The sequence below is a fragment of the Mycobacterium sp. MUNTM1 genome (assembly GCF_054660795.1).
In genome coordinates, this window is record NZ_BAAGDE010000001.1 from 280775 (window position 1) to 305719 (window position 24945).

Below are 24945 nucleotides of genomic sequence, written 5' to 3' on the forward strand. Positions count from 1 at the left end.
GTTTCAACGCTACGACGAGCGCCGCAGGGACCCTCAGTCGGGCCAGCGGGCCTCGATCAGCACCTCGGCGAACGGGCCGCCCATCCGGCAGAACCGGTTGGTCGACACCCACACGACACCCGGGTTTTCCAGCGTGATGCGCACCGGGTGGCCGACGACGGTCTCACCGGGATTGGTGTGGCTGAAGAACGTCGTCACGCTGTCGAGGTCGACGTCGACTTTCCAATCAGGCCACGGTTGTTCGAAGAAGTCACGGTTGAACCACATCGTCGGGCATTCTTCGATGCGACGCTCGCGCAGGCCCATCGGGGGAAGCATCATGAGCGGTGTCGCCTGACGCTGCTGCGTGCCGGGTGGCATCCCGCTCCTTTGTGCCGCCGTCCTTACCGACGTCACAAACCGTACGGTGAATTCGCTGTGAAATCGTTGAGAAAGCTCCTCACGCCGTCGCCATCACCGCCGGTGGCGCCCGGTTTCCGGATTAACTTCTCGATGAGCGCCGCCGCCGGAGCGGCGGGTCAGCGTGGATCCCGGTCCGGCTGCTCGACGCCGGGCTCCGAATGATGTTCCGTCCCATCGGCTTTGGTCCGGCCGGGGTGGTGACCGGGGCGCTGCGGTATGACGACGATCAGCACAGCGATCAGCGCCGCGAGCACCGCCGAGGCGAGCGGGCGGCTCCACGCCAGGCCGCCGTCGGCGACGGGCTTGTCGATGAAGTCACCGACGGTCGCCCCTAGCGGCCTGGTGAGGATGAACGCGACCCAGAACAGGGTGACGCGGGAGACGGATGTCCAGAAGTACAGGGCCGCGACCACCGCCAGGCCGACCGCGAACACCAGCGCGCCGCGTTCGTAACCGAAATCGCGTGTGTCGGCCAGCCAATCGCCGAGCGCGGTGCCCAGCGTCTGCGAGAACGTGATGGTCGCCCAGTAGAAGGCCTCCACCTTGGGCGTGGAGACGGTGCTGACCGACACGGTGCCCTGCGACCAGCGCCAGAGTCCCAGGGTGGCCAGCAGGCACGCCAGCAGCAGCAGCGACCCGCCCGTGTAGCCGATGCCCAGCGATCGGTCCGCGAAATCGGCCAGCACGGTGCCGAACGTCGTCGAGGCCACGATCGTCGCCCAGTAGAGGGCCGCATGAAATCGCTTGGCGAGGATCTGCGCCGCGACCAGCGTCACCAGCGCGACGCCGAAAATCGCGACCCCCGCCGCGTAGCCCCAATTCAGCGTCATCGTGACGGTGTCGCCGCCCGTCTCGCCCAACGTCGTCGCCAAGACCTTGATGACCCAGAACCCCAGGGTGACCGCCGGCACCTTGGTCAACGCGTGCTTCGAAACGTCCGTCATGCACGCCATCTTGCGCCCTCGGGAGTCCATCCGGGAATCGTCGGGCCGACGGCCTGGCAGGTTCTGCTCACCGGGATCACAAAGCCGGCGCGTTCGCGCAGGTGGCGCAATACCGCGGCGGGTGGCGGTTTTGGCTGGTCGGGCCTTGACGCCGCCCGGCGCAATACCCGCGGCCGCCCTGACGGGGCCCGATCGGCGACCCGAAAAACGGCCCTGAGCTGCGTTAGCGTGACTCCCGTGGCGCAACCAGTACCCATTGGAGGACCCAGGGCCGACCGCGCCCGCCGGGTCGCCGACGTGCTGCGCCAGCAGATCCACTCCGACGCCTACCCGGAGGGCCTGCCCGCCGAGCTGGACCTGGCCGCCGAATTCTCCGTCTCCCGCAACACCATTCGCGAGGCGCTGACCGTGCTCAAGCACGAGGGGTTGATCGACCGCGGACCCAAGGTCGGCACGCACGTCGCACAGCGCAAGTACGACCACGGGCTCGACGCGCTGCTGGGTCTGAAGGAGACCTTCAAGGACCTCGGTGAGGTCCGCAACGAGGTGCGCGCCGCGATGCCGGTCACCGCGCCGCCGTCGGTGGCCCGCCGGCTGCGGCTGCAACCGGGCGAGCAGGCGGTGTTCATCGAGCGGCTGCGGTACCTGGGGGACCTGCCGCTCAGCCTCGACCTCACCTACCTCGCCCCGGACATCGGCCGCGAGGTGCTGACCCACCCGCTGGAGACCAACGACCTGTTCGCGCTCATCGAGGAGGTGAGCGGGCAACGGCTGGGGTCGGCGGCGCTGGCGCTGGAGGCCATTCCCGCCGACGCGCACTCGGCGGCCACGCTGCAGGTGCCCGACGGTGCGGCGCTGCTGATGCTGGAGCGGCTCACCAGCCTCGCCGACGGCACCCCCGTCGACCTGGAGTACATCCGGATGCGGGGCGATCGAATCACCATGCGGGGCAACCTGATGAGGAGCAACCCATGACGCTGATCAACAACAACCGCGCCGACGTGCCGGTCACCATCGACGAATCGCTGTGTATCGACGGCTGCACGCTGTGCGTGGAGGTCTGCCCGCTCGATGCGCTGGCCATCAACCCCGACACCGGCAAGGCCTTCATGCACGTCGACGAGTGTTGGTACTGCGGTCCCTGCGCGGCCCGGTGTCCCACCGGCGCCGTCACGGTCAACATGCCCTATCTCCTTCGCTGAAAAGCGCTCGACCCCAGGACCTTCCATGAAACGACGCGCCATCCGGCTGGCGTCGGTGGTGATCGCGATCGCCGCGCTCACCACCGGTTGCTCACTGGAATCCCTGTCGCAGTCCTCCGGTGTGGTCAACGTGGTGGTGGGATACCAGTCCAAGACCATCAACACCGTCACCGCGGGCACGCTGCTGCGCGCGCAGGGCTACCTGGAGCACCGGCTGGCCGACATCACCACCCGCACTGGTACCAAATACGCGGTGCGGTGGCAGGATTACGACACCGGCGCCCCGATCACCGCGCAGATGCTCGCCGAGAAGATCGACATCGGCTCGATGGGCGACTATCCGATGCTGATCAACGGCTCCAAGACGCAGGCCAACCCGCTGGCGAAGACCGAGATCGTGTCCATCACCGGCTACAACCCCAAGGGCGCGCTGAACATGGTGGTGGTGGCCCCCGGTTCGTCGGCCACCACGCTGCGCGACCTGGCCGGCTCCAAGGTCTCGGCGAGTGTGGGGTCGGCCGGTCACGGTACCTTGATGCGCGCGCTGGACAGGGGCGGAATCCAGGGTGTGGAGGTGCTCAATCAGCAGCCGCAGGTGGGCGCGTCCGCCTTGGAATCCGGTCAGGTGCAGGGCCTTTCGCAATTCGTTGCCTGGCCAGGGTTGCTGGTGTTCCAGAACAAGGCCAAACTGCTGTACGACGGCGCCGAGCTGAACCTGCCCACCCTGCACGGGGTGGTGGTGCGGCGCTCGTATGCGGCGTCTCATCCGGAGGTGCTGGGCGCCTTCCTGCAGGCGCAACTGGACGCAGGAGATTTCCTCAACTCCAAGCCGCTGGAGGCAGCCCGGATCGTCGCCCAGGGGAGCGGATTGCCGCAGGAGGTGGTGTACCTCTACAACGGCCCCGGTGGTACCTCGTTCGACACCACGCTCAAACCGTCGCTGGTCGAGGCGTTGAAAAACGATGTGCCGTACCTGAAGTCGATCGGCGACTTCGCCGACCTCGACGTGTCCGGCTTCGTCCAGGACGGCCCGCTGCGCACCGTGTTCGGCGCCCGCGGCCTGAACTACGACGCGGCCCGGGCCGCCACCGCCAACCCGTCGGCGCTGCGCGGGGATCCCGCCCTGGCTAGCGAACTGTGGCTGGACGGTTCGGATTCCACGCAAACCGTCGCCAACCCGACCGCCCTGCTTCGGGCGGTGCGCGAGGCGACCGCCCACGGCGCCAAGGTTCGGGCCGCCTATGTTCCCGACGCGGAGCTGGGCACCCGGTGGTTCGCCGACAAGGCGGTCTGGGTGCAGGACGGCCAGAACTACCTGCCGTTCGGAACGCCGGCCGGCGCGCATCGCTATCTCGCCGCACACCCGGGCGGCGCCATCGTGAATTACGAACAGGCCCTTGGAGGTTCGGTATGACCGCATATCTGACCGGCGACCCGGCAGCCCCGGTGTCGGCGCAAGTCGTCGACACGGACCCGGCGGCGCCCGCCCCGCGCCGTGCCGGCTCGCCGTGGCAGTGGCGGTTGCTGCGGCTCGCGTCGGTCGCCGCCGCGGTCGGGCTGTGGCAGGTGCTCACCGCCGACAAGGTGCGGCTGCTGCTGCGCTTCGACACGCTGCCCACCGTCACCGAGATCGTGCACGCGCTGGGCCGCCGGCTCGGTACCTCCGAGTACTGGCTTGACCTGGCGCAGTCGCTGATCCGCATCCTCACCGGCTTCGGATTGGCCGCGGTGGTCGGGGTCGCGACGGGCGTGCTGCTGGGGCGTTCCCGCTTGTTCGCCAACACATTCGGCCCGTTGACCGAGTTGGTCAGACCCGTTCCGGCCATCGCGATGGTGCCGGTGGCGATCCTGCTGTTCCCGACCGACGAGGCGGGCATCGTGTTCATCACCTTCCTCGCGGCGTACTTCCCGATCCTGGTCAGCACCCGGCACGCGGTGCGGGCGCTGCCCACGCTGTGGGAGGACTCGGTGCGCACGCTCGGCGGCGGGCGGTGGGATGTGCTGAAGCAGGTGGTGCTGCCGGGCATCCTGCCGGGAGTGTTCGGGGGCCTGTCGGTCGGTATGGGCGTGGCGTGGATCTGCGTGATCTCCGCCGAGATGATCTCGGGCCGGCTCGGGATCGGCTATCGCACCTGGCAGGACTACACCGTGCTGGCCTACCCGCAGGTGTTCGTCGGCATCATCACCATCGGCGTCCTGGGTTTCGCGACGGCGGCGGCCGTCGAGGTGGTGGGCCGCCGGGTGACCAACTGGCTGCCGCGTGCGGAGGAGGAACAGCGATGACTGTGGGAGTGAGTCTGGAACTCGATCGGGTTCGCTTGTCCTACACCGGAGAACCGGTGATCGACGGGCTGAGCCTGACGGTGCGCCCCGGGGAGATTCTGGTGCTCACCGGCCCCTCGGGCTGCGGCAAGTCGACCGTGCTGCGGGCGCTGGCCGGACTGCTGCGGCCCGACGAGGGCCGGATCGTCGCCGACGGCGACGAGGTGACCACCACCTCGGGCGACCGGGGCATGGTGTTCCAGGACAACGCGTTGCTGCCCTGGCGCACCGTGCGCTCCAACATCGAGTTGGCCCTGCGGCTGCGCGGCGTCGCCCGGGCCGGCCGGCGCGCCGAGGCCGACCGCTGGATCGCCGAGCTCGGTCTCACCGGCTTCGGCGACTACTTGCCCAAGAGCCTGTCCGGCGGCATGCGGCAGCGCGTTCAGCTGGCCCGCGGGCTGGCCGGGGCGCCGCGCGCGGTGATGATGGACGAGCCGTTCGGCGCGCTGGACACCCAGACCCGGACGGCCATGCAGCGGCTGCTGATCGACACCTGGCGTGCCCATCCGACGACGATCGTCTTCGTCACCCACGACGTCGACGAGGCGCTGCTGCTGGGCGATCGCATCGCCGTGCTGGGCAAGGCCGGCCAGCCGCTGCGCACCGTGGTCGACGTGCCCGAGCCGCGCGCCGACCGGCAGCGCCCCGCGCTGCGCGCGGAAGTCATTGCGGCACTTAATCACTCGGCGGTGGCGGCATGATGCAGATTCCTGACCCGGCGGCCCCGGTCCGGCTCGACTGCGACGTCCTGGTGATCGGCGGCGGCACAGCCGGCACCATGGCGGCGTTGTCGGCCGCGGAGAGCGGCGCGCAGGTGCTGCTGCTGGAGAAGGCCCACGTGCGCCACTCCGGCGCCCTGGCGATGGGCATGGACGGCGTCAACAACGCGGTGATCCCGGGCAAGGCCGAACCCGAGGACTACGTCGCCGAGATCACCCGCGCCAACGACGGAATCGTCAACCAGCGCACCGTGTATCAGACCGCCACCCGCGGCTTCGCGATGGTGCAGCGGCTGGAGCGCTACGGCGTGAAGTTCGAGAAGAACGAGCACGGCGAATACGCCGTGCGCCGGGTGCACCGCTCGGGCTCCTACGTGCTGCCGATGCCCGAAGGCAAGGACGTCAAGAAGGCGCTGTACCGGGTGCTGCGGCAACGGTCGATGCGCGAGAAGATCCAGATCGAGAACCGGCTGATGCCGGTGCGGGTGCTGGTGGACGGCGGGCGGGCGGTCGGCGCCGCCGCGCTGAACACGCGCACCGGCGAATTCGTCACGGTCGGCGCCAAGGCGGTCATCCTGGCCACCGGCGCGTGCGGCCGGCTCGGCCTGCCCGCATCGGGCTACCTGTACGGCACCTACGAGAACCCGACCAACGCCGGCGACGGCTACTCGATGGCCTACCACGCGGGGGCGGAGCTGTCGGGCATCGAGTGCTTCCAGGTCAACCCGCTGATCAAGGACTACAACGGCCCGGCATGCGCGTACGTCGCCAATCCCTTTGGCGGCTATCAGGTCAACGCACACGGCGAGCGGTTCGTCGACTCCGACTACTGGTCGGGCCAGATGATGGCCGAGGTCAAAACCGAGATCGACTCCGCGCGCGGACCCATCTACCTCAAGGTGTCCCATCTGCCCGACGAGACACTGACCGCGCTGGAGAACATCCTGCACACCACCGAGCGGCCCACCCGCGGCACCTTCCACGCCAACCGGGGCCACGACTACCGCACCCACGACATCGAGATGCACATCTCCGAAATCGGTTTGTGTAGCGGGCATTCCGCGTCCGGAGTATGGGTCGACGAGCATGCCCGCACCACGGTGCCCGGGTTGTACGCCGCCGGTGACATGGCCTGCGTGCCGCACAACTACATGATCGGGGCGTTCGTGTTCGGCGACCTGGCCGGCACGCACGCCGCCTCGACACTGGCCGATGTCGCTGCGCCGCAACAGCTTCCGGAGGATCAGGTGCGCGAGGCGCACGAGCTGATCTACCGGCCGCTGCGGCATCCGGACGGCCCGCCGCAGCCCCAGGTCGAATACAAGCTGCGCCGCTTCGTCAACGATTACGTCGCGCCGCCCAAGACCGGGGCCAAGCTGTCGCTGGCCATCCGTACCTTCGAGCGGATGCGCGCCGAGATCGCCGAGATGGGCGCCCGCAATCCGCACGAGCTGATGCGCGCGGTGGAGGTGTCGTTCATCCGCGACTGCGCCGAGATGGCCGCCCGCTCGTCACACACCCGCACCGAATCGCGGTGGGGCCTGTATCACGATCGCGCCGACCTGCCCGGCCGCGACGACAACCAATGGGGCTATCACCTCAACCTGCGCAAGGACGCCGATGGCGAGATGGTGTTCCTCAAACGGCCGGTGGCGCCGTATTTCGTGCCGGTCCCGGAGCTCGATGGCCTGCCGCCCACCGACCGGACCGTGTACCCGGTGGAGCAGCCGCCGCTGGTCGGCGGCCAGGCGCCGGTCAGCGCGGTGTCCCGAATCGCCTCGGCCACAACCGCGTTCGAGCCACCGTCGCCGCGCATCGCCGAGGTCCTGGCGCTCGAGGAGCCCACGATGGCCGACCTCGATCCCTACCTCGCCGACGCCGATCCCGGCGTGCGCCGCACCGCGGTGTCGACGCTGACCGAGCACATCCCCGACGGATATGCGCCGGCCCTGATCGCCGCGCTGAAGGACGGCGATGCCTCGGTCCGCCTCACCAGCGCCGACGGCATCCGCGAGCTGGTCGAGGTGCTGCCGCAGCCGGAAAGCGTGCGCGAGCACCTGGATTCGGTCGATCGGGTAGTGCGCGCGGCCTCGCTATACGTGCTGGCCGCCCGGCGGGCCGGCGACGCCACGCAATACCGTCACGCCCTCGACGACGCGGATCACCGGGTCCGCATCGAGGCGGTGCGCGCGCTGGTGTCCGTCGACGACGTGACCGGTGTCGTCGCCGCCGCCGTTGACGAGAACCGCGAGGTCCGCATCGCGGCGGCCGCCGGGCTGGCAACGCTGCGCGACGGGGCCGATGCGGTGCGCCGGCTCGTCGCCGACTCCGACCCACTGGTTCGCGCCGCCGCCCTGGCCGCGCTGGGCCAATTGGGTTGCGGCCAAGACGATTACGCCGCCATCAAGCAGGCGCTTGGGGCACCGGCCTGGCAGGTGCGTGAAGGCGCGGCCCGCGCGCTGGCCGGCGCGCCGGTCGACTTCGCGGTTCCGCATCTCGCCGACGCGCTGGGCGACGCCCATCTGGACGTGCGCAAGGCGGCCGTGCTCAGCCTGACCCGGTGGGCCGCCGAGCCGGCCGCCCGGGACGCGCTCGGACTGGCGCTCAAAGACGGCGACGCCGACGTGCGGGCCTACGCGCGCCGGGCGCTCGAGCGGGACAGCGTGGCGGAAAGGGCTTAGTCAGCGCAAGATCTTGGCGTACAGCAGGCTGTCCTGCGGTTCGGGCCCCATCGTCGGATACACCGCGTGCCGGGCCAACCGCCCCTCCAGGAAGAAGCCGGCGTGCTCGAGCAGCCGCGCCGAGCGCTCGTTGTCCACACTGCAGGTGGCCCAGACGCGGTACACCTCGCGATCGGCGTCGAGCGCGGTGAGCAGCATGCCGAGCACCTCGGACATCAACCCCTTGCCCCACCAGCGCCGGCCCAGGCAGTAGCCGACCTCGACCGAGTGCGGCGCGGTGCGCCGGCAGCTGGCCAGCCCGATCACCTCGCCGCGGTGCCGCGACTCGATGACCCAGGTCTTCTCGTCCGCGCCGGCGTTAAGTTTCTCGGTGATCACGCGCCGCGTCGCGGCCACGTCGGGGTGCGGCGCCCAGAGCAGATACTTCGTGACCTGTGGGTCCCGGGCGACCCGCTGGAACAGCGCCCCGGCGTCGTCGAGCGTGGGTAGGCGCAGCAGCAGCCGCGAACCGCTGATGCGGTCGGGTGGGTATTCGGGCATCGGGATGTGACTCTAAAGGTCGAGGGCGCGATAGGTGTTGCGGACGAATCGCGGTTGAGCCGTGCGGAGTTTGGCCAGCGACGTGTTTCCCGCGACGGCCGTGGCGGCGTCGACGGTCAGGTCCGGCAGGTTCTGAATCAGGTAGAGCAGGATCAGATCCGCGCTCGGGTCGGCCTGCCACCAGGTCCCATAGGCGCCGGGCCAGCTGAACGTGCCGAGGCCGCCGGGCCCGAACAGCGGTGTGCTCTTGGCCGGATCGGTCACCAGCGACAGGTTCAGCCCGAAGCCGCGGCCCACCCAGTACGGCGCGCCCAGGAAGTTGTGCCGCTTCTGCTCGTCGGTGAGCCGGTCGGTCCGCATCGACCGGACGGACTCTTCCGAGAGCACCCGCACCCCGTCGACCGTGCCGCCGCCGAGCAGCATCCGCACGAACCGCAGGTAGTCGTCGGCGCTTGACCACAATCCGCCGCCGGCGTTGCAGAACGAGGGCGGGGTGATGTGCGGTGGGCCCATCACGCCGTGGTGCAGCCGGCTCTGTTCGTCGAGGGAGTACATGGTCGCCGCGCGGCGCCGCGCCTCGGGTGAGACGAAGAACCCGGTGTCGGTCATGCCCGAGGGGCCCAGGATGCGTTCGTCGAGCACCTCGTGGAACGGCTTGTCCTCGACGCGGGAGGCGATGACGCCCAGCAGGTCGATGGAGTGGCTGTAGGTGACCCGGTCGCCGGGCTGATGCACCAGCGGCAGCTTGGCCAGCTCAGCCAGCCAGGCGTCCGGGCCCTGATTGAAGGGCAGCCGCATGTAGGCCTTGGAGATCGGCCCGGACACCGAGAAGCCGTAGGCCAGCCCGCTGGTGTGGGTGAGCAGGTCCTCGATCAGGATGGCGCGGTTCACCGGGTGCGTCCGGTCGAGCGGGCCGTGCGGATCGTCGAGCACCCGCACGTCGGCCAACTCCGGCGCCCAGCGGGTGACCGGGTCCTTGAGCGTCAGCCTGCCGTCGTCGACCAGGCTCATCACCGTCGCGACCGTCACCGGCTTGGTCATCGACGCGATGCGAAACAGCGTGTCGCGCTGCATCGGCAGACCCGCGTCCACGTCGCGGTAGCCGATTTCGTTGACCTGCAGGAGTTCTCCGCGCTGCCAGACCACGGTCACCGCACCGGCGAGCAGGCCGGCGTCGCACACTTCGCGGACAGCGGCGGCATTGGTGTCGAGGTTCACCCGGTCAGGTTAGCGGGCCGTCGGCGGTGCACGGTTAGCGCCGCTGCGCGCGGACGTACCAGAACGCCATTTCGATTTGCTTGCCGTCTAACTCACGCCGCATGGTCGCCGGCCCCAGCGACTCGATGTCCCAGCCCGCGCCCCCGAGGACGTTGCGCAGCGTCTGCTCGGACACCGCGGGCCGCGGCCACTCCGGGTCGGTGGGGTTTGCGTCGGAGAAGCAACTGATCAACAGCGTGGCACCCGGCTTCGTCGCGCGGCGTGCCGCGGCGGCGTAGCGGCGCTTGCCGTGGTCGTCGAGGCAGTGGAACATGCCGCTGTCGACGACGGTGTCGAATACGCTGGTGTAGCCCTCGAGCCTGGTCGAGTCGGCCACCGCGAACGTCACGTTCACGCCGGCATCCGCGGCCCGCCGTTCGGCGGTGATCAATGCGGTCGGGGAGAGGTCCAGACCGGTCACCCGGTAGCCGTTCTTGGCCAGATATATGGCGTTGTCGCCGAGCCCGCAACCGATGTCGAGGACGTCCCCGTGGACCCAGCCACGGTTATGCCATGCGATGACACTGTCTTTGGGAGCCTTGGTATCCCATGGCGGTGTGGCCATCGGCGGGATGCCTTCGCCGGGGCTCTCGCCGCGGTAGAGCGCGTCGAAGTCCATCCGTTGTAAGCCGGAGAATCCGGAGGAACAGGTCGGGTCCGTCACTGTCGCCACGGTAGACGCCGTCGGCGCGTAGTGGCGCGCTGCATCTAGGCGGCGCGATGATCGGCGAGACGGACACCCACGCTGATTTCCAGCTCACTGACGTCCACCCCCGACGGCCCGGGTGCCGGTGGCGCGCCCGATTGGTAGTGCATGCCGGTGGGCGTGGTGAAATCGGCTGTGTGTGCACCATTTTCGTCCGTTGTGGCCGTGACACGCCAGCCGGGCACTTCCTTGACGTAGTTACAGTGCTCGCACAGGCCCAGCCCATTGGCCGCGGTCGTCAGCCCGCCGCGATGATGCGGCCGGGCGTGGTCGCGGTGGCGGATGGGGGCATCGCAGTACGGTGTGCGACAGCGCTGATCCCGCAGCCCGATAAAGGTGGCCAGGCCTTTTGGGAAACGGCGCGCCCGCGATTCCATCGTCACCAGGGCCCCCGAACGCGGATGCCGATAGAGCCGTCGCAGCGTGGCCCGCGACCGAGCGTCAGTGACCGCAGCGCTTACCAGCTGGCGGGCCACGGCCGCCGGAATCGGGCCATACCCATCGACGATGGCCGCCTCGGCGGCGTTCCCGAATAGGGTCTCGTCGGACAAGATCAGACTGACCGCCACCGGCTGAGCGGCCCCGGCGGGTCGTCCCGTGACGCGCTCAACCAGCGTGTCGGCCATCACCTGGCCACGCGAGCGTTCATCGAAGGTGGTGTCGGCGGCCCGCTTGAGGGCCGCGTACACCGAGACGCCCTGGGCCACGGGCAACAGGGCTGTCACCCACGTCATGGTGTCGGGGGCCGGCCGGATCGTCACTGTCCGTTCGGATTCGGCCTTCGCGGCACGATCCACGACCGCCTGCGCATTGAGCCGATAGGCGATTGCCCTTGCCGCCGCCGCGATCCGGGCATCTCCCATACCGTCGAACGAGGACGTGTCGCCGCACAATTCGGCGTCCAGCGCGCGGCGATCGTCGACGTCCAGGCATGCCGACTCACGCACGATCAGGCACGATCAGGGTGGCCCGCCATTCGGACAATTGCCCGCGCTCGAGCGCCGCCAGGGTGTGTGGCATCTCGTGGACCAATGCCTTGGCGAATCCGAGATGCCTGCCGCCGCGGGCGGGCGAGTCCCGTCGTGCCAAGGCGATCTCGCTGGCCACGCCGCGGCCGCGCTGAGGGACCGGCACCCCGGCGGCCGCCTCGTTCGAGCGGCGCAGCGCATCCAGCGCCGCGGCCGCCCGCGCCTGGTCCGCCGCAGCCGCCGATTTGGCTCGCTCCTGCGCGGCGATCCGCGCGAGCAACGCGGCTTCCTCCGGTGATTCGAACATACATTCGATAGTAGCTCATCCCGCGGACACGCCGACCGCAGCACCCGAAACAAGTGCTACGCTGCCACGCAGTCGACATCCTTTAACGATCCGTCCGGCGAGGCGGAGAAGGAGGTCAAGTTTCGTCATGGGTGCTGCGGGCGACACCGGCTTGGGCAGCGATTCCCGGGAGTTGATGTCGGCGGCCGATGTGGGCCGCACCATTTCCCGCATTGCGCATCAGATCATCGAAAAGACCGCGCTGGACGGTCCCGACGCGCCACGGGTGGTGCTGCTCGGCATCCCGACCCGCGGTGTGATCCTCGCCAATCGGCTCGCCACCAACATCGGCGAATACAGCGGCGTCGAGGTCGGCCACGGCGCCCTGGACATCACGCTCTACCGCGACGACCTGATGCAGAAGCCGCCGCGACCGCTGGAAGCCACCTCGATTCCGGCCGGCGGCATCGACGACGCGCTGGTGATCCTGGTCGACGACGTCTTGTACTCCGGCCGCTCGGTGCGTTGCGCGCTGGACGCGCTGCGCGACGTGGGTCGGCCGCGGGTGGTGCAGCTGGCGGTGCTGGTCGACCGCGGCCATCGCGAACTGCCGCTGCGCGCCGACTATGTGGGCAAGAACGTCCCCACCTCGCGCGCCGAGAGCGTGCACGTGCTGCTGAGCGAGAACGACGGCGATGACGGGGTGGTGATCTCACGATGACGCGGCATCTGCTGGCGGCCGGCGACCTGAGCCGCGATGACGCCACCGCCATCCTCGACGACGCCGACCGGTTCGCGCAGGCGCTGGTGGGTCGCGAGATCAAGAAGTTGCCGACGCTGCGCGGCCGCACCATCGTCACGATGTTCTACGAGAACTCGACCCGCACCCGGGTGTCCTTCGAGGTGGCCGGCAAGTGGATGAGCGCCGACGTGATCAACGTCAGCGCCTCCGGATCGTCGGTGGGCAAGGGCGAGTCGCTGCGCGACACCGCGTTCACGCTGCGCGCCGCCGGCGCCGACGCGCTGATCATCCGCCACCCGGCCTCCGGCGCCGCGCACCTGCTCGCCGACTGGACCGCGGCCAACGACGACGGGGGGCCGTCGGTGATCAACGCCGGCGACGGCACCCACGAGCACCCGACCCAGGCGCTGCTGGACGCGCTCACCATTCGCCAGCGGCTCGGCGGCATCGAGGGCCGTCGCATCGTCATCGTGGGCGACATCCTGCACAGCCGGGTCGCGCGCTCCAACGTGATGCTGCTGCACACCCTGGGCGCCGAGGTGGTGCTGGTCGCGCCGCCGACGCTGTTGCCGGTCGGCGTCGAGGGCTGGCCGGTCACCGTGTCGAACGACTTCGACGCCGAGCTGCCCGCCGCCGACGCGGTGCTGATGCTGCGGGTGCAGGCCGAGCGGATGAACGGCGGGTTCTTCCCGTCGGTGCGCGAATACTCTTCGCTGTACGGGCTTTCCGATCGCCGCCAGGCGATGCTGCCCGGCCACGCCGTGGTGCTGCACCCGGGGCCGATGCTGCGCGGCATGGAGATCGCCTCGTCGGTGGCGGACTCATCGCAATCGGCTGTGCTGCAACAGGTTTCCAATGGTGTCCACGTGCGGATGGCGGTGCTGTTCCACGTGCTGGTCGGCACCGAATCAGCCGGAGAAGAGGGTGCGGCGTGAGCGTGCTGCTGCGTGGGGTCAGGCTGTACGGCGAAGGGGATCGCGTCGACGTCCTCGTCGATGACGGGCAGATCGCCGACATCGGGGCGACGCTGGACATCCCGGACACCGCCGACGTCATCGACGCCACCGACCAGGTCCTGCTGCCCGGCCTCGTCGACCTGCACACCCATCTGCGCGAGCCCGGGCGCGAATACGCCGAGGACATCGAAACCGGCTCGGCCGCAGCGGCTCTGGGGGGCTACACCGCGGTGTTCGCGATGGCCAACACCAACCCGGTCGCCGACAGCCCGGTGGTCACCGACCACGTCTGGCACCGAGGCCAGCAGGTCGGCCTGGTGGACGTGCACCCGGTAGGCGCCGTCACCGTCGGGCTCGCCGGCAAGGAGCTCACCGAGATGGGCATGATGGCGGCCGGGGCCGCGCAGGTGCGGATGTTCTCCGACGACGGCATCTGCGTGCACGACCCGCTGGTGATGCGCCGCGCGCTGGAATACGCCACCGGTCTGGGCGTGCTCGTCGCCCAGCACGCCGAGGAGCCCCGGCTGACCGTCGGCGCCGTCGCCCATGAGGGGCCCACCGCCGCCCGGCTGGGCCTGGCGGGCTGGCCCCGGGCCGCCGAGGAGTCGATCGTCGCCCGCGACGCGCTGCTCGCCCGCGACGCCGGCGCCCGGGTGCACATCTGCCACGCTTCCACCGCGGGCACCGTGGAGATCGTGAAATGGGCCAAGGCGCAAGGGATCTCGATCACCGCCGAGGTCACCCCGCACCACCTGATGCTCGACGACAGCAGGCTGGCCAGTTACGACGGGCAAAACCGGGTGAACCCGCCGCTGCGCGAAGCGGCCGACGCGGTGGCGCTGCGCCAGGCGCTGGCCGACGGCGTCATCGACTGTGTGGCCACCGATCACGCCCCGCACGCCGAGCACGAGAAGTGCGTGGAGTTCTCCGCGGCGCGCCCGGGCATGCTGGGGTTGCAGACGGCGCTGTCGATCGTGGTGCAGACGATGGTCACCCCCGGGTTGTTGACCTGGCGCGACGTCGCCCGGGTGATGAGCGAAAACCCCGCCCGCATCGTGGGCCTGCCCGATCACGGCCGTCCGCTGGAGGTGGGTGAGCCGGCCAACCTCACGGTGGTGGACCCCACAGCCTCGTGGACGGTCGCCGGTTCCGACCTGGCCAGCCGGTCGGCCAACACACCCTATGAGGCGATGACCCTGCCAGCCACGGTGACCGCCACGCTGCTGCGCGGCAAGGTCACCGCCCGAGACGGGAAGTCCCCGGCATGAACCGCGCCGCCGACGATGCAGAGCGCAGCGATGTGGTGGGGGCACCTCCCGCTTGCGTGGGAGAGCGGCGCTCATGAACTCGGGCACGCTGGTGGGATCGTTGATCTTCGCGGCCGTGGTGGTGGTGGTGATCACGGTGGTGATCCAGCTGATGATGCGGACCTGGCATCGCCGCTCGCAGCAACAGGCGGAGCTGATCGGGGCGTTGCCCGACATCCCGGACCATGTGGGGGCGGCGACCATCAGCACCCGTGGCCACTATTGCGGTTCCATGATGGCACCGGGCTGGAGTGAGCGGATCGCGGCCGGCGATCTGGGTTTCCGCAGCAAAGCGGTGCTGACCCGCTACGCGGGGGGCATCATGGTGGATCGGATACGGGCCCAACCGATTTGGATTCCACGGGACTCGGTCAGGGAGATCCGTATGGAGCGCCGGATGACGGGCCGGATCGGCATTCTGGCGATCCGCTGGCGGCTGCCGTCGGGCGTCGAGATCGACACCGGTTTCCGGGCGAACAACCGTGGCGATTACGACGACTGGCTCGCATCGCACAGTGAGGAGGAGCGGCGCACGTGACTAAGGCGCAGTTGGTACTCGAGGACGGGCGCGTCTTCACCGGCGCACCGTTCGGCAAGGTCGGCCAAACATTGGGCGAGGCCGTGTTTTCCACCGGCATGTCCGGCTATCAGGAGACGCTGACCGATCCTAGTTACCACCGGCAGATCGTGGTGGCCACCGCGCCGCAGATCGGCAACACGGGCTGGAACGGCGAGGACGCCGAGAGCCGCGGCGACAAGATCTGGGTGGCCGGCTACGCGGTGCGCGACCCGTCGCCGCGCCCGTCCAACTGGCGGGCCACCGGCACCCTGGAGGACGAACTGGTCCGCCAGCACATCGTGGGCATCGCCGGCATCGACACCCGCGCGGTGGTGCGGCATCTGCGCACCCGCGGCTCGATGAAGGCGGGCGTGTTCTCCGGCGACGCGCTCGCCGATGCGGACGAACTGCTGGCGCGGGTGCGCGGCCAGCAGTCGATGCTGGGCGCCGACCTGGCCGGCGAGGTCAGCACGCCGGACACCTACGTCGTGGAACCCGAAGGCTCACAGCGGTTTACGGTCGCCGCGCTGGACCTGGGGATCAAAACCAACACGCCGCGCAACTTCGCCCGGCGCGGCGTCCGCACCCACGTGCTGGCCTCCGCGGCGACCTACGAGCAGATCGCCGACCTCAAACCCGACGGCGTCTTCCTGTCCAACGGCCCCGGCGATCCCGCCACCGCCGACCACATCGTCGCGGTCACCCGCGAGGTGCTGGGCGCCGGAATCCCGTTGTTCGGCATCTGCTTCGGCAATCAGATCCTGGGCCGGGCGCTGGGACTGTCCACCTACAAGATGGTGTTCGGCCACCGCGGCATCAATATCCCGGTGATCGACCACGCCACCGGGCGGGTGGCGGTCACCGCCCAGAACCACGGCTTCGCGCTCGAGGGCGAGGCCGGCCAGTCCTTCGACACGCCGTTCGGCCGGGCGATCGTCAGCCACACCTGCGCCAACGACGGAGTGGTCGAAGGCGTCAAACTCGCAGACGGGCAAGCCTTCTCGGTGCAGTACCACCCGGAGGCCGCGGCCGGACCGCACGATGCGGAGTACCTGTTCGACCAATTCATCGAGCTGATGGCAGGGGAGGGCCGCTAGTGCCACGTCGCACCGACCTCAACCACGTGCTGGTGATCGGCTCGGGGCCGATCGTCATCGGTCAGGCCTGCGAGTTCGACTACTCGGGCACCCAGGCCTGCCGGGTGCTGCGCGCGGAGGGGCTGCAGGTCAGCCTGGTCAACTCCAACCCGGCGACCATCATGACCGACCCCGAGTACGCCGACCACACCTACGTCGAGCCGATCACCGCCGCGTTCGTGGAGAAGGTGATCGCCCAGCAGGCCGAGCGCGGCAACAAGATCGACGCCGTGCTGGCCACCCTGGGCGGCCAGACCGCGCTGAACACCGCGGTCGCGCTGTACGAGAACGGGGCGCTGGAGCGGCACGGCGTCGAGCTGATCGGCGCCGACTTCGACGCCATCCAGCGCGGCGAGGACCGGCAGATGTTCAAGGACATCGTCGCCAAGGTCGGCGGTGAATCCGCCCGCAGCCGAGTGTGTTTCACCATGGAAGAGGTCCGCGAGACGGTCGCCGAGCTCGGCCTGCCGGTCGTGGTGCGGCCCAGCTTCACCATGGGCGGCCTCGGTTCGGGGATGGCGCGGTCCGTCGAGGAGGTCGACCGGATGGCCGGCGCCGGGCTGGCCGAAAGCCCGAGCGCCAACGTGCTGATCGAGGAATCGATCTACGGCTGGAAGGAATTCGAGCTCGAGCTGATGCGCGACGGCAACGACAACGTGGTCGTGGTCTGCTCGATCGAGAACTTCGACCCGATGGGCGTGCACACCGGTGACTCGGTCACCGTCGCGCCGGCGATGACGCTGACCGACCGGGAGTACCAGCGGATGCGGGACCTGGGCATCGCGATCCTGCGCGAGGTCGGGGTGGACACCGGCGGCTGCAACATCCAGTTCGCGATCAACCCCGTCGACGGCCGGCTGATCGTCATCGAGATGAACCCCCGGGTGTCGCGGTCCAGCGCGCTGGCGTCCAAGGCGACCGGTTTCCCCATCGCCAAGATCGCGGCCAAGCTGGCCATCGGGTACACGCTCGATGAGATCGTCAACGACATCACCAAGGAAACGCCGGCCTGCTTCGAGCCCACCCTGGACTACGTGGTGGTCAAGGCGCCGCGCTTCGCGTTCGAGAAGTTCCCGGGCGCCGATCCCACGCTGACCACCACCATGAAATCCGTCGGCGAGGCGATGTCGTTGGGCCGCAACTTCGTTGAGGCGCTCGGCAAGGTGATGCGGTCGCTGGAGACCACCCGCGCCGGTTTCTGGACCAAGCCGGACCCCGAGGGCGACGTCGACGAGGTGCTGACCCGGCTGCGGACACCGACCGAGGGCCGGCTCTACGACATCGAACTGGCGCTGCGGCTGGGTGCGTCGGTGGAGCAGGTCGCCGAGGCCAGCGGCGTGGACCCGTGGTTCGTCGCGCAGATCGGTGAGCTGATCGATTTGCGTGCCGAGTTGATCGCCGCCCCGGTGCTCGACGCCGACCTGCTGCGTCGCGGCAAGCACAGCGGGTTGTCCGACCGCCAGATCGCGGCGCTGCGACCGGAATTGGCCGGCGAGAACGGCGTTCGGTCGCTGCGTGAGCGGCTGGGTGTGCACCCGGTGTACAAGACCGTCGACACCTGCGCCGCCGAGTTCGAGGCCAAGACGCCGTATCACTACAGCAGCTACGAGCTCGACCCCGCCGCCGAGACCGAGGTGGCGCCGCAGACGCAGCGCCCCAAGGTGCTCATCCTGGGGTCGGGTCCCAATCGCATCGGCCAGGGCATCGAGTTCGACTACAGCTGCGTGCACGCGGCAACGACCTTGTCGCAGGCCGGTTTTGAGACCGTCATGGTCAACTGCAACCCGGAGACGGTGTCCACCGATTACGACACCGCCGACCGGCTGTACTTCGAGCCGCTGACCTTCGAGGACGTGCTCGAGGTGTTCCGCGCCGAGCAGCAGTCCGCCGGTGACGGCCCGGGCGTGGCCGGGGTGATCGTGCAACTGGGCGGCCAGACACCGCTCGGGCTGGCGCAGCGCCTGGCCGACGTGGGCGTGCCGATCGTCGGCACTCCGCCGGAGGCGATCGACCTGGCCGAGGACCGCGGCGCCTTCGGCGACGTGCTCACCTCGGCCGGCCTGCCGGCGCCGAAGTACGGCACCGCAACCACTTTCGCCCAGGCCCAGCGGATCGCCGAGGACATCGGCTACCCGGTGCTGGTGCGGCCGTCCTACGTATTGGGCGGCCGGGGCATGGAGATCGTCTACGACGAGGAGACGCTGCGGGGCTACATCACCCGCGCCACCGAGCTCTCACCCGAGCACCCGGTGCTCGTCGACCGCTTCCTCGAGGACGCGGTGGAGATCGACGTGGACGCGCTGTGCGACGGCACCGAGGTCTACATCGGCGGCATCATGGAGCACATCGAGGAGGCCGGCATCCACTCCGGCGACTCGGCGTGCGCGCTGCCGCCCGTGACGCTGGGCCGCAGCGACATCGAGAAGGTGCGCCGCGCGACCGAGGCCATCGCGCACGGCATCGGCGTGGTGGGCCTGCTCAACGTGCAGTACGCGCTCAAGGACGACGTGCTCTACGTCCTGGAGGCCAACCCGCGCGCCAGTCGCACGGTGCCGTTCGTGTCGAAGGCCACTGCGATCCCGCTCGCCAAAGCCTGCGCCCGGGTCATGTTGGGGGCCAGCATCTCCCAGCTTCGCGAGGAGGGCCTGCTGGCGGCGACCGGCGACGGCGCCCACGCCGCGCAGGACGCCCCGATCGCGGTCAAGGAGGCCGTGCTGCCCTTCCACCGCTTCCGCCGCACCGACGGGGCCGCCATCGACTCGCTGCTGGGCCCGGAGATGAAGTCCACCGGCGAGGTGATGGGCATCGACCGCGATTTCGGCAGCGCCTTTGCCAAGAGCCAGACCGCCGCCTACGGGTCGCTGCCCGCCCGGGGCACCATCTTCGTCTCGGTGGCCAACCGGGACAAGCGCTCGCTGGTGTTCCCCGTCAAGCGGCTGGCCGACCTGGGCTTCCGCGTGCTCGCCACCGAGGGAACCGCGGAGATGTTGCGCCGCAACGGGATTCCCTGCGACGAGGTGCGCAAGCACTTCGAGGACCCGCAGCCCGGTCGTCCCGAAACGTCGGCCGTCGACGCCATCAAGGCCGGTGAGGTCGACATGGTGATCAACACGCCCTACGGCAACTCCGGCCCGCGCATCGACGGCTACGAAATCCGTTCGGCCGCAGTGTCGGTCAACATCCCCTGTGTCACCACAGTGCAGGGCGCCTCGGCCGCCGTCCAGGGCATCGAGGCGGGCATCCGCGGTGACATCGGCGTGCGCAGCCTGCAAGAACTGCACAGCCAGATCGGTCAGGGCGGCCCGCCCGGTAACGGGGACCGGTGACCGGGTTCGGCGTCCGGCTGGCGGACGCGAAGGCGGAGCGCGGACCGCTGTGCGTGGGCATTGACCCCCATCCCGAGCTGTTGCGTGCCTGGGACCTGCCCACGACCGCCGACGGCCTGGCGGCGTTCTGCGACATCTGCATCGAGGCGTTTTCCGGGTTGGCCGTCGTCAAGCCGCAAGTCGCGTTCTTCGAGGCCTACGGCGCCGCGGGATTCGCGGTGCTGGAACGCACCATCGCGGCGCTGCGCTCGGCCGGGGTGCTGGTGCTGGCCGACGCCAAACGCGGCGACATCGGCACGACCATGGCGGCGTATGCCGCCGCGTGGGCGGGTGATTCACCGCTGGCCGCCGACGCCGTGACGGCCACCCCGTACCTGGGCTTCGGCTCGCTGCGGCCGCTGCTGGAGGCCGCCGCGGCGCACGACCGCGGGGTGTTCGTGCTGGCGGCCACGTCCAACCCCGAGGGCACCACCGTGCAGCGTGCCGCCTTCGACGGCCGGACGGTGGCCCAGCTGGTGGTCGACCAGGCGGCGGTGGTGAACCGTTCCGCGACCCCGTCCGGGCCGGGATATGTCGGCGTGGTGGTCGGCGCGACGGTGTTGCAGGCGCCCGACCTCAGCGCGCTGGGCGGTCCGGTCCTGGTGCCCGGGCTCGGCGTCCAGGGCGGGCGGCCGGAGGCCCTCGCCGGGCTGGGCGGCGCGGAACCCGGGCAGCTGCTGCCCGCGGTGGCCCGCGAGGTGCTGCGGGCCGGGCCGGGGGTGGCGGAGCTGCGTGCGGCGGCCGACCGCATGCTGGACGCGGTCGCCTACCTGGCTGTGTGAGTGGGCGGGCGCTAGTCCGACGCCACCGCGGTGCTGGGCCGCGCGGTCTCGACGATGACGGTGGTGGCCTTGACGACGGCCACCGCGACGCTTCCGGGACGCAGCTGCAGTTCTTCGGCGGCCTCGGTGCTCATCAGCGACACCACGGTGAACGGCCCGCACTGCATCTCGACCTGGGTCATCACCTTGTCGCTGACCACCGAGGTGACCAGCCCGACGAACCGGTTGCGGGCCGAGCTGCCGATGCTGAGCGGGTCCGCCGGCGGGGCGGGCGCATTGGTGCGGGAGAAGCGGGCGAGGTCCTCGCTCGCGATCACCTTGCGGCCGGCGGCGTCGTGACTGACCGCAAGGGTGCCCTGGTTGATCCAGCGCCGCACGGTGTCGTCGCTGACGCCGAGCAGCTCGGCTGCCTGGCGAATTCGCAGGTTGGACACTTCTCGATCGTATCGGATTCGGCCCCGCCGGTTAGCTGAAATGCGGCCCGGCGGCACCGCTGTCCCGCAATTACGGCATTTGGATTGGCTGTAGTCCGCGGGTGCGGAAATTACCGAGGAATTGCCCGGCTTTCGCGGAAATGAGCGGTCGCAATCGCCCGCGCCCCTCCGGCGCCGCGGCTGATACCCGGCAGCCAACGGCGCTGCGGCCCTTGGCGGTTGGCGAAAGTTCACCATCCGTTCAGGCGATCAGATCTTGATCACGTCCGACGTCGTTCGCGTGGCGCGCGCTCGAACGCCAACCAGCGAACGTGGGGCCGTCGCAGCGCGGCAGCCGGCCCGGCGGGCGATTCGACGACGAATCCCGGCGGCCGTGTCCCAGGTTGCTGGACGATGCCCGCGTGACCTGGATCGTCAAACGGTGTCCGCAGTGCCGGATTCGCGGCCACACGGCCGCCTCGGGGCCCCTACGGAGCCGTCGGGACCCGCGCGCTGGCCGAACGGCGGTGTTGGCCTGGCGTTTGACCGACGCCGCGACACGCGCGACACGCCGCGATAAATCCGTGATCCCTCGCACCAGGCGTGACGGCCGCTCACCGGCGGCTTTCCGGGACCGCCCGGCAGTCCCGGCCTTCGCCGCCGCCGAGCGATGAAACCGCAGGTAGAGGGCTTATTGACGAACCGAAACGGAGCCGGCGCCGATGCCAGGACCGCGTGCGGCGCTGGCGTCGTAAGCCCCGCCGGAAGCACCGCTTCGGCCGGTCAGGCGCCGGTGCATGCTGGGACTTTGCCCCGTTAAGCAGGGGGTCGGGTTAGATTTCGTCAGAAGGCCTGAGTACGGTCGTCTCCGCTGGCAGAAGTACCGGCGAGACAAAATGAGATCGATTGAAATTGATTGATCAGATACGGAGGAATCGTGGCCCTTCCCCAGTTGACCGACGAGCAGCGCGCGGCCGCGTTGGAGAAGGCGGCTGCCGCACGTCGAGCGCGAGCAGAGCTCAAGGACCGCCTGAAGCGTGGCGGCACCAACCTGACCCAGGTCCTCAAGGACGCCGAGACCGACGAAGTCCTGGGCAAGATGAAGGTTTCCGCGCTTCTCGAGGCGTTGCCCAAGGTGGGCAAGGTCAAGGCGCAGGAGATCATGACTGAGCTGGAGATCGCCCCGACCCGCCGTCTGCGCGGTCTCGGCGATCGTCAGCGCAAGGCCCTGCTGGAAAAGTTCGGCTCCTAACCGAGCCGTGGGCGCACCGGCCCAGGGAGCGCCTGTGAGCGCCGGCGGGGGACCGGACGTCCAGCACGGGACACGTCCTGAACCATCAGGTAACGGACGTGTGGTCGTGCTGTCCGGTCCCTCCGCGGTCGGCAAGTCGACGGTGGTCCGGTGCCTGCGTGAGCGGGTTCCGGACCTGCATTTCAGCGTCTCGGCCACGACGCGGGCGCCGCGGCCCGGGGAGGTCGACGGCGTCGACTACCACTTCGTCACCCCGGCCCGCTTCCAGCAGCTCATCGACGAGGGCGCGCTGCTGGAGTGGGCCGAAATCCACTCCGGGCTGCACCGATCCGGCACCCTGGCCGAGCCGGTCCGGGCCGCCACGGCCCGCGGATTCCCGGTGCTGATCGAGGTCGACCTGGCCGGGGCCCGGGCCGTCAAGAAGGCGATGCCCGAGGCCCTGGCGGTCTTCCTGGCGCCGCCCAGCTGGGAGGCCCTCAGGGCCAGGCTCGTCGGCCGCGGCACCGAAACGCCGGAGGTCATGCAGCGGCGTCTGGAGACCGCCCGCATCGAAATGGCGGCCCAAAACGACTTCGACCGGGTGGTCGTGAACAGTGAATTGGAGTCAGCGTGCTCCGAATTGGTATCCTTGCTGGTGGGAACTGCGCCGGGCCGGCATGACCCGTCTGGCCAGTCCAGAAGCCGGACCACTTCCCAGCAAGATTGACCACCGATTTTTCAGTTTCTTTCAGCGGCGACGAGCCGCTCCAATCCGCCAGGAGATTGACCTCAGTGAGTATTTCGCAGTCCGACGCGGCACTGTCCGCCGTCCCCGACCGGTTCGATCCGTCCGCCGGGGGACCGGGCGCCTACGACACCCCGCTGGGCATCACCAACCCGCCCATCGACGAGCTGCTGGACCGCGTCTCGAGCAAGTACGCCCTGGTGATCTACGCCGCCAAGCGGGCCCGTCAGATCAACGACTACTACAACCAGCTCGGTGAGGGCATCCTCGAATACGTCGGTCCGCTGGTCGAGCCGGGGCTGCAGGAAAAGCCGCTTTCGATCGCGATGCGCGAGATCCACGGCGACCTCCTCGAGCACACCGAGGGCGAGTAACAGGGCCGGGCCGGGCGCGCTGTGGACAACCGCGATCGGGTCGCGAAAAACGTCATCGTCGGCGTCTCCGGCGGTATCGCCGCCTATAAGGCGTGCACCGTCGTTCGTCAGCTCGCCGAGGCCGGTCATTCGGTCCGCGTCATCCCGACCGAGTCCGCGCTGCGCTTCGTCGGGGCCGCCACGTTCGAGGCGCTCTCCGGCCAGCCGGTGCGCACCGGCGTCTTCGACGACGTGCCGGAGGTTCCGCACGTCCAGCTCGGCAAGAAGGCCGACCTGGTCGTGGTGGCGCCGGCCACCGCGGACCTGCTGGCCCGGGCGGTGCACGGCCGGGCCGACGACCTGCTGACCGCCACCCTGCTCACCGCGCGATGTCCGGTGCTGTTCGCGCCGGCCATGCATACCGAGATGTGGTTGCACCCGGCCACCGTCGACAATGTGGCCACGCTGCGCCGCCGGGGAGCGGTGGTACTCGAACCCGCCGCCGGGCGGCTCACCGGCACGGACAGCGGCTCGGGGCGGCTGCCGGAGGCCGAGGAGATCACCACGCTGGCCCATCTGCTGCTGGAACGCCAGGACGCGCTGCCCTACGACCTCGCCGGCTGCAAGGTGCTGGTGACGGCCGGGGGCACGCGTGAACCGGTCGACCCGGTGCGCTTCATCGGCAACCGCAGCTCCGGCAAGCAGGGCTATGCGGTGGCGCGGGTCGCCGCCCAGCGCGGCGCCGAGGTCACGCTGATCGCCGGGCACACCGCCGGGCTGATCGACCCCGCCGGCGTCGAGGTGGTCCACGTCAGCTCGGCCGAGCAACTGGGCGACGCCGTCGCCAAGCACGCGGCCGAGGCGGACGTGCTGGTGATGGCCGCCGCCGTCGCCGACTTCCGGCCCGCCCGGGTTGCGGCCGCCAAGATCAAAAAGAGCCCGAAGGAGCAAGACCAGCCGCCCACGATCGAGTTGGTCCGCAACGACGATGTGCTGGCCGGTGCGGTGCGGGCGCGGGCCAACGGCGAGCTGCCCAACATGCGTGCCATCGTGGGTTTTGCCGCCGAGACCGGCGACGCCAACGGGGACGTGCTGTTTCACGCCCGGGCGAAGCTGCGCAACAAGGGCTGCGATCTGTTGGTCGTCAACGCGGTGGGCGACGGCCGGGCCTTCGAGGTGGACAGCAACGACGGCTGGCTGCTTGCGGCCGACGGCACCGAGTCGGCGCTGCAGCACGGCTCCAAGACATTGATGGCCAGTCGTATCGTGGATGCGATCGCCGCGTTCCTGCATGGGGACGGCGGATAGAACGGTCGAGTTCTTCGCGGC

At 69.6% G+C, this 24945-nt stretch carries 23 protein-coding genes and 1 pseudogene; 17 read left to right on the forward strand and 7 right to left on the reverse strand.

The annotated features are described in order from the left end of the window. Positions 1-33 precede the first annotated feature (33 nt). Together ACYQ8K_RS01235 and ACYQ8K_RS01240 are read right to left on the reverse strand one after the other, a co-directional pair. Positions 34-360 carry a hypothetical protein gene (locus ACYQ8K_RS01235; protein ID WP_459966536.1) on the reverse strand — a complete coding sequence of 109 codons (327 nt, stop codon included), beginning with the start codon at positions 358-360 and terminating at the stop codon, positions 34-36. 158 nt (positions 361-518) lie between these two features. Continuing rightward, entirely contained in the window at positions 519-1346 is an 828-nt protein-coding gene (locus tag ACYQ8K_RS01240) for a COG4705 family protein (protein WP_459966537.1), read from the reverse strand. A gap of 228 nt (positions 1347-1574) precedes the next feature. Between ACYQ8K_RS01240 and ACYQ8K_RS01245 the strand changes: the two genes are divergently transcribed. Genes ACYQ8K_RS01245 through ACYQ8K_RS01270 form a run of 6 tightly spaced genes read left to right on the forward strand, consistent with a single transcriptional unit; the run spans position 1575 to position 8270 of the window. Next, positions 1575-2321, forward strand: coding sequence for a GntR family transcriptional regulator (locus tag ACYQ8K_RS01245; protein ID WP_065053945.1), 747 nt, complete (start codon positions 1575-1577; stop codon positions 2319-2321). Further along, positions 2318-2548, forward strand: a complete 231-nt coding sequence (locus ACYQ8K_RS01250; protein WP_064885673.1) for a 4Fe-4S dicluster domain-containing protein — start codon at positions 2318-2320, stop codon at positions 2546-2548. Before ACYQ8K_RS01245 ends, ACYQ8K_RS01250 begins: the two co-directional genes overlap by 4 nt. Positions 2549-2573: 25 nt before the next feature. After that, complete coding sequence (locus ACYQ8K_RS01255) at positions 2574-3962, forward strand: ABC transporter substrate-binding protein (protein WP_459966539.1); 1389 nt, start codon at positions 2574-2576, stop codon at positions 3960-3962. Then, positions 3959-4831, forward strand: coding sequence for an ABC transporter permease (locus tag ACYQ8K_RS01260; protein WP_459966541.1), 873 nt, complete (start codon positions 3959-3961; stop codon positions 4829-4831). The genes ACYQ8K_RS01255 and ACYQ8K_RS01260 overlap by 4 nt, the downstream gene beginning before the upstream one ends. Next, positions 4828-5571 carry an ABC transporter ATP-binding protein gene (locus ACYQ8K_RS01265; RefSeq protein WP_459966542.1) on the forward strand — a complete coding sequence of 248 codons (744 nt, stop codon included), beginning with the start codon at positions 4828-4830 and terminating at the stop codon, positions 5569-5571. Before ACYQ8K_RS01260 ends, ACYQ8K_RS01265 begins: the two co-directional genes overlap by 4 nt. Next, positions 5568-8270, forward strand: a complete 2703-nt coding sequence (locus ACYQ8K_RS01270) for a fumarate reductase/succinate dehydrogenase flavoprotein subunit (protein ID WP_459966544.1) — start codon at positions 5568-5570, stop codon at positions 8268-8270. The genes ACYQ8K_RS01265 and ACYQ8K_RS01270 overlap by 4 nt, the downstream gene beginning before the upstream one ends. Here the strand turns inward: ACYQ8K_RS01270 and ACYQ8K_RS01275 are convergent, their stop codons facing one another. The 4 genes and pseudogenes from ACYQ8K_RS01275 to ACYQ8K_RS01290 form a co-directional block, all read right to left on the reverse strand. Beyond that, positions 8271-8810, reverse strand: coding sequence for a GNAT family N-acetyltransferase (locus ACYQ8K_RS01275; RefSeq protein ID WP_459966546.1), 540 nt, complete (start codon positions 8808-8810; stop codon positions 8271-8273). It lies immediately after the preceding gene. A 12-nt stretch (positions 8811-8822) separates the two neighbouring features. Beyond that, a complete protein-coding gene (locus tag ACYQ8K_RS01280) occupies positions 8823-10028 on the reverse strand; it encodes a serine hydrolase domain-containing protein (RefSeq protein WP_459966547.1) in 1206 nt (401 codons plus the stop codon). Between the two features lie 34 nt (positions 10029-10062). Continuing rightward, on the reverse strand, positions 10063-10686 hold the full coding sequence (locus ACYQ8K_RS01285; RefSeq protein WP_459966614.1) for a class I SAM-dependent methyltransferase: 624 nt from the start codon (positions 10684-10686) through the stop codon (positions 10063-10065). A gap of 89 nt (positions 10687-10775) precedes the next feature. Further along, a pseudogene (locus ACYQ8K_RS01290) lies at positions 10776-12048 on the reverse strand (HNH endonuclease). A 127-nt stretch (positions 12049-12175) separates the two neighbouring features. Here ACYQ8K_RS01290 and pyrR point away from each other — a divergent pair. The 7 genes from pyrR (at position 12176) to pyrF (ending at position 20874) form a co-directional block, all read left to right on the forward strand. Beyond that, positions 12176-12748: a bifunctional pyr operon transcriptional regulator/uracil phosphoribosyltransferase PyrR gene (pyrR, locus tag ACYQ8K_RS01295; protein ID WP_459966548.1), complete on the forward strand. Its 573-nt coding sequence runs from the start codon at positions 12176-12178 to the stop codon at positions 12746-12748. Then, on the forward strand, positions 12745-13704 hold the full coding sequence (locus ACYQ8K_RS01300) for an aspartate carbamoyltransferase catalytic subunit (protein ID WP_459966549.1): 960 nt from the start codon (positions 12745-12747) through the stop codon (positions 13702-13704). Before pyrR ends, ACYQ8K_RS01300 begins: the two co-directional genes overlap by 4 nt. Next, positions 13701-14993 carry a dihydroorotase gene (locus tag ACYQ8K_RS01305; protein WP_459966550.1) on the forward strand — a complete coding sequence of 431 codons (1293 nt, stop codon included), beginning with the start codon at positions 13701-13703 and terminating at the stop codon, positions 14991-14993. The genes ACYQ8K_RS01300 and ACYQ8K_RS01305 overlap by 4 nt, the downstream gene beginning before the upstream one ends. A gap of 73 nt (positions 14994-15066) precedes the next feature. Beyond that, positions 15067-15570: a PH-like domain-containing protein gene (locus tag ACYQ8K_RS01310; protein WP_459966552.1), complete on the forward strand. Its 504-nt coding sequence runs from the start codon at positions 15067-15069 to the stop codon at positions 15568-15570. Next, positions 15567-16688, forward strand: coding sequence for a glutamine-hydrolyzing carbamoyl-phosphate synthase small subunit (gene carA / locus ACYQ8K_RS01315; RefSeq protein WP_459966553.1), 1122 nt, complete (start codon positions 15567-15569; stop codon positions 16686-16688). Before ACYQ8K_RS01310 ends, carA begins: the two co-directional genes overlap by 4 nt. Continuing rightward, positions 16688-20053 (forward strand): carbamoyl-phosphate synthase large subunit, encoded by a 3366-nt coding sequence (gene carB / locus ACYQ8K_RS01320; protein ID WP_459966554.1) that lies wholly within the window; start codon positions 16688-16690, stop codon positions 20051-20053. The genes carA and carB overlap by 1 nt, the downstream gene beginning before the upstream one ends. Then, complete coding sequence (gene pyrF / locus ACYQ8K_RS01325) at positions 20050-20874, forward strand: orotidine-5'-phosphate decarboxylase (RefSeq protein WP_459966556.1); 825 nt, start codon at positions 20050-20052, stop codon at positions 20872-20874. The genes carB and pyrF overlap by 4 nt, the downstream gene beginning before the upstream one ends. 11 nt (positions 20875-20885) lie before the next feature. Here pyrF and ACYQ8K_RS01330 read toward each other — a convergent pair whose 3' ends face one another. Continuing rightward, positions 20886-21308, reverse strand: a complete 423-nt coding sequence (locus ACYQ8K_RS01330; RefSeq protein WP_066861659.1) for a TOBE domain-containing protein — start codon at positions 21306-21308, stop codon at positions 20886-20888. A 916-nt stretch (positions 21309-22224) separates the two neighbouring features. On the opposite strand from ACYQ8K_RS01330, the gene mihF reads away from it, so the two are divergent. From mihF to coaBC, 4 genes are all read left to right on the forward strand, one after another. After that, complete coding sequence (mihF, locus tag ACYQ8K_RS01335) at positions 22225-22539, forward strand: integration host factor, actinobacterial type (protein ID WP_007171927.1); 315 nt, start codon at positions 22225-22227, stop codon at positions 22537-22539. A gap of 34 nt (positions 22540-22573) precedes the next feature. Next, positions 22574-23245 (forward strand): guanylate kinase, encoded by a 672-nt coding sequence (gmk, locus tag ACYQ8K_RS01340; protein ID WP_459966557.1) that lies wholly within the window; start codon positions 22574-22576, stop codon positions 23243-23245. A 65-nt stretch (positions 23246-23310) separates the two neighbouring features. Further along, positions 23311-23637, forward strand: coding sequence for a DNA-directed RNA polymerase subunit omega (gene rpoZ / locus ACYQ8K_RS01345; protein ID WP_459966558.1), 327 nt, complete (start codon positions 23311-23313; stop codon positions 23635-23637). A gap of 21 nt (positions 23638-23658) precedes the next feature. Continuing rightward, positions 23659-24924, forward strand: a complete 1266-nt coding sequence (coaBC, locus tag ACYQ8K_RS01350) for a bifunctional phosphopantothenoylcysteine decarboxylase/phosphopantothenate--cysteine ligase CoaBC (RefSeq protein WP_459966559.1) — start codon at positions 23659-23661, stop codon at positions 24922-24924. The last annotated feature ends 21 nt before the right edge of the window (positions 24925-24945 follow it).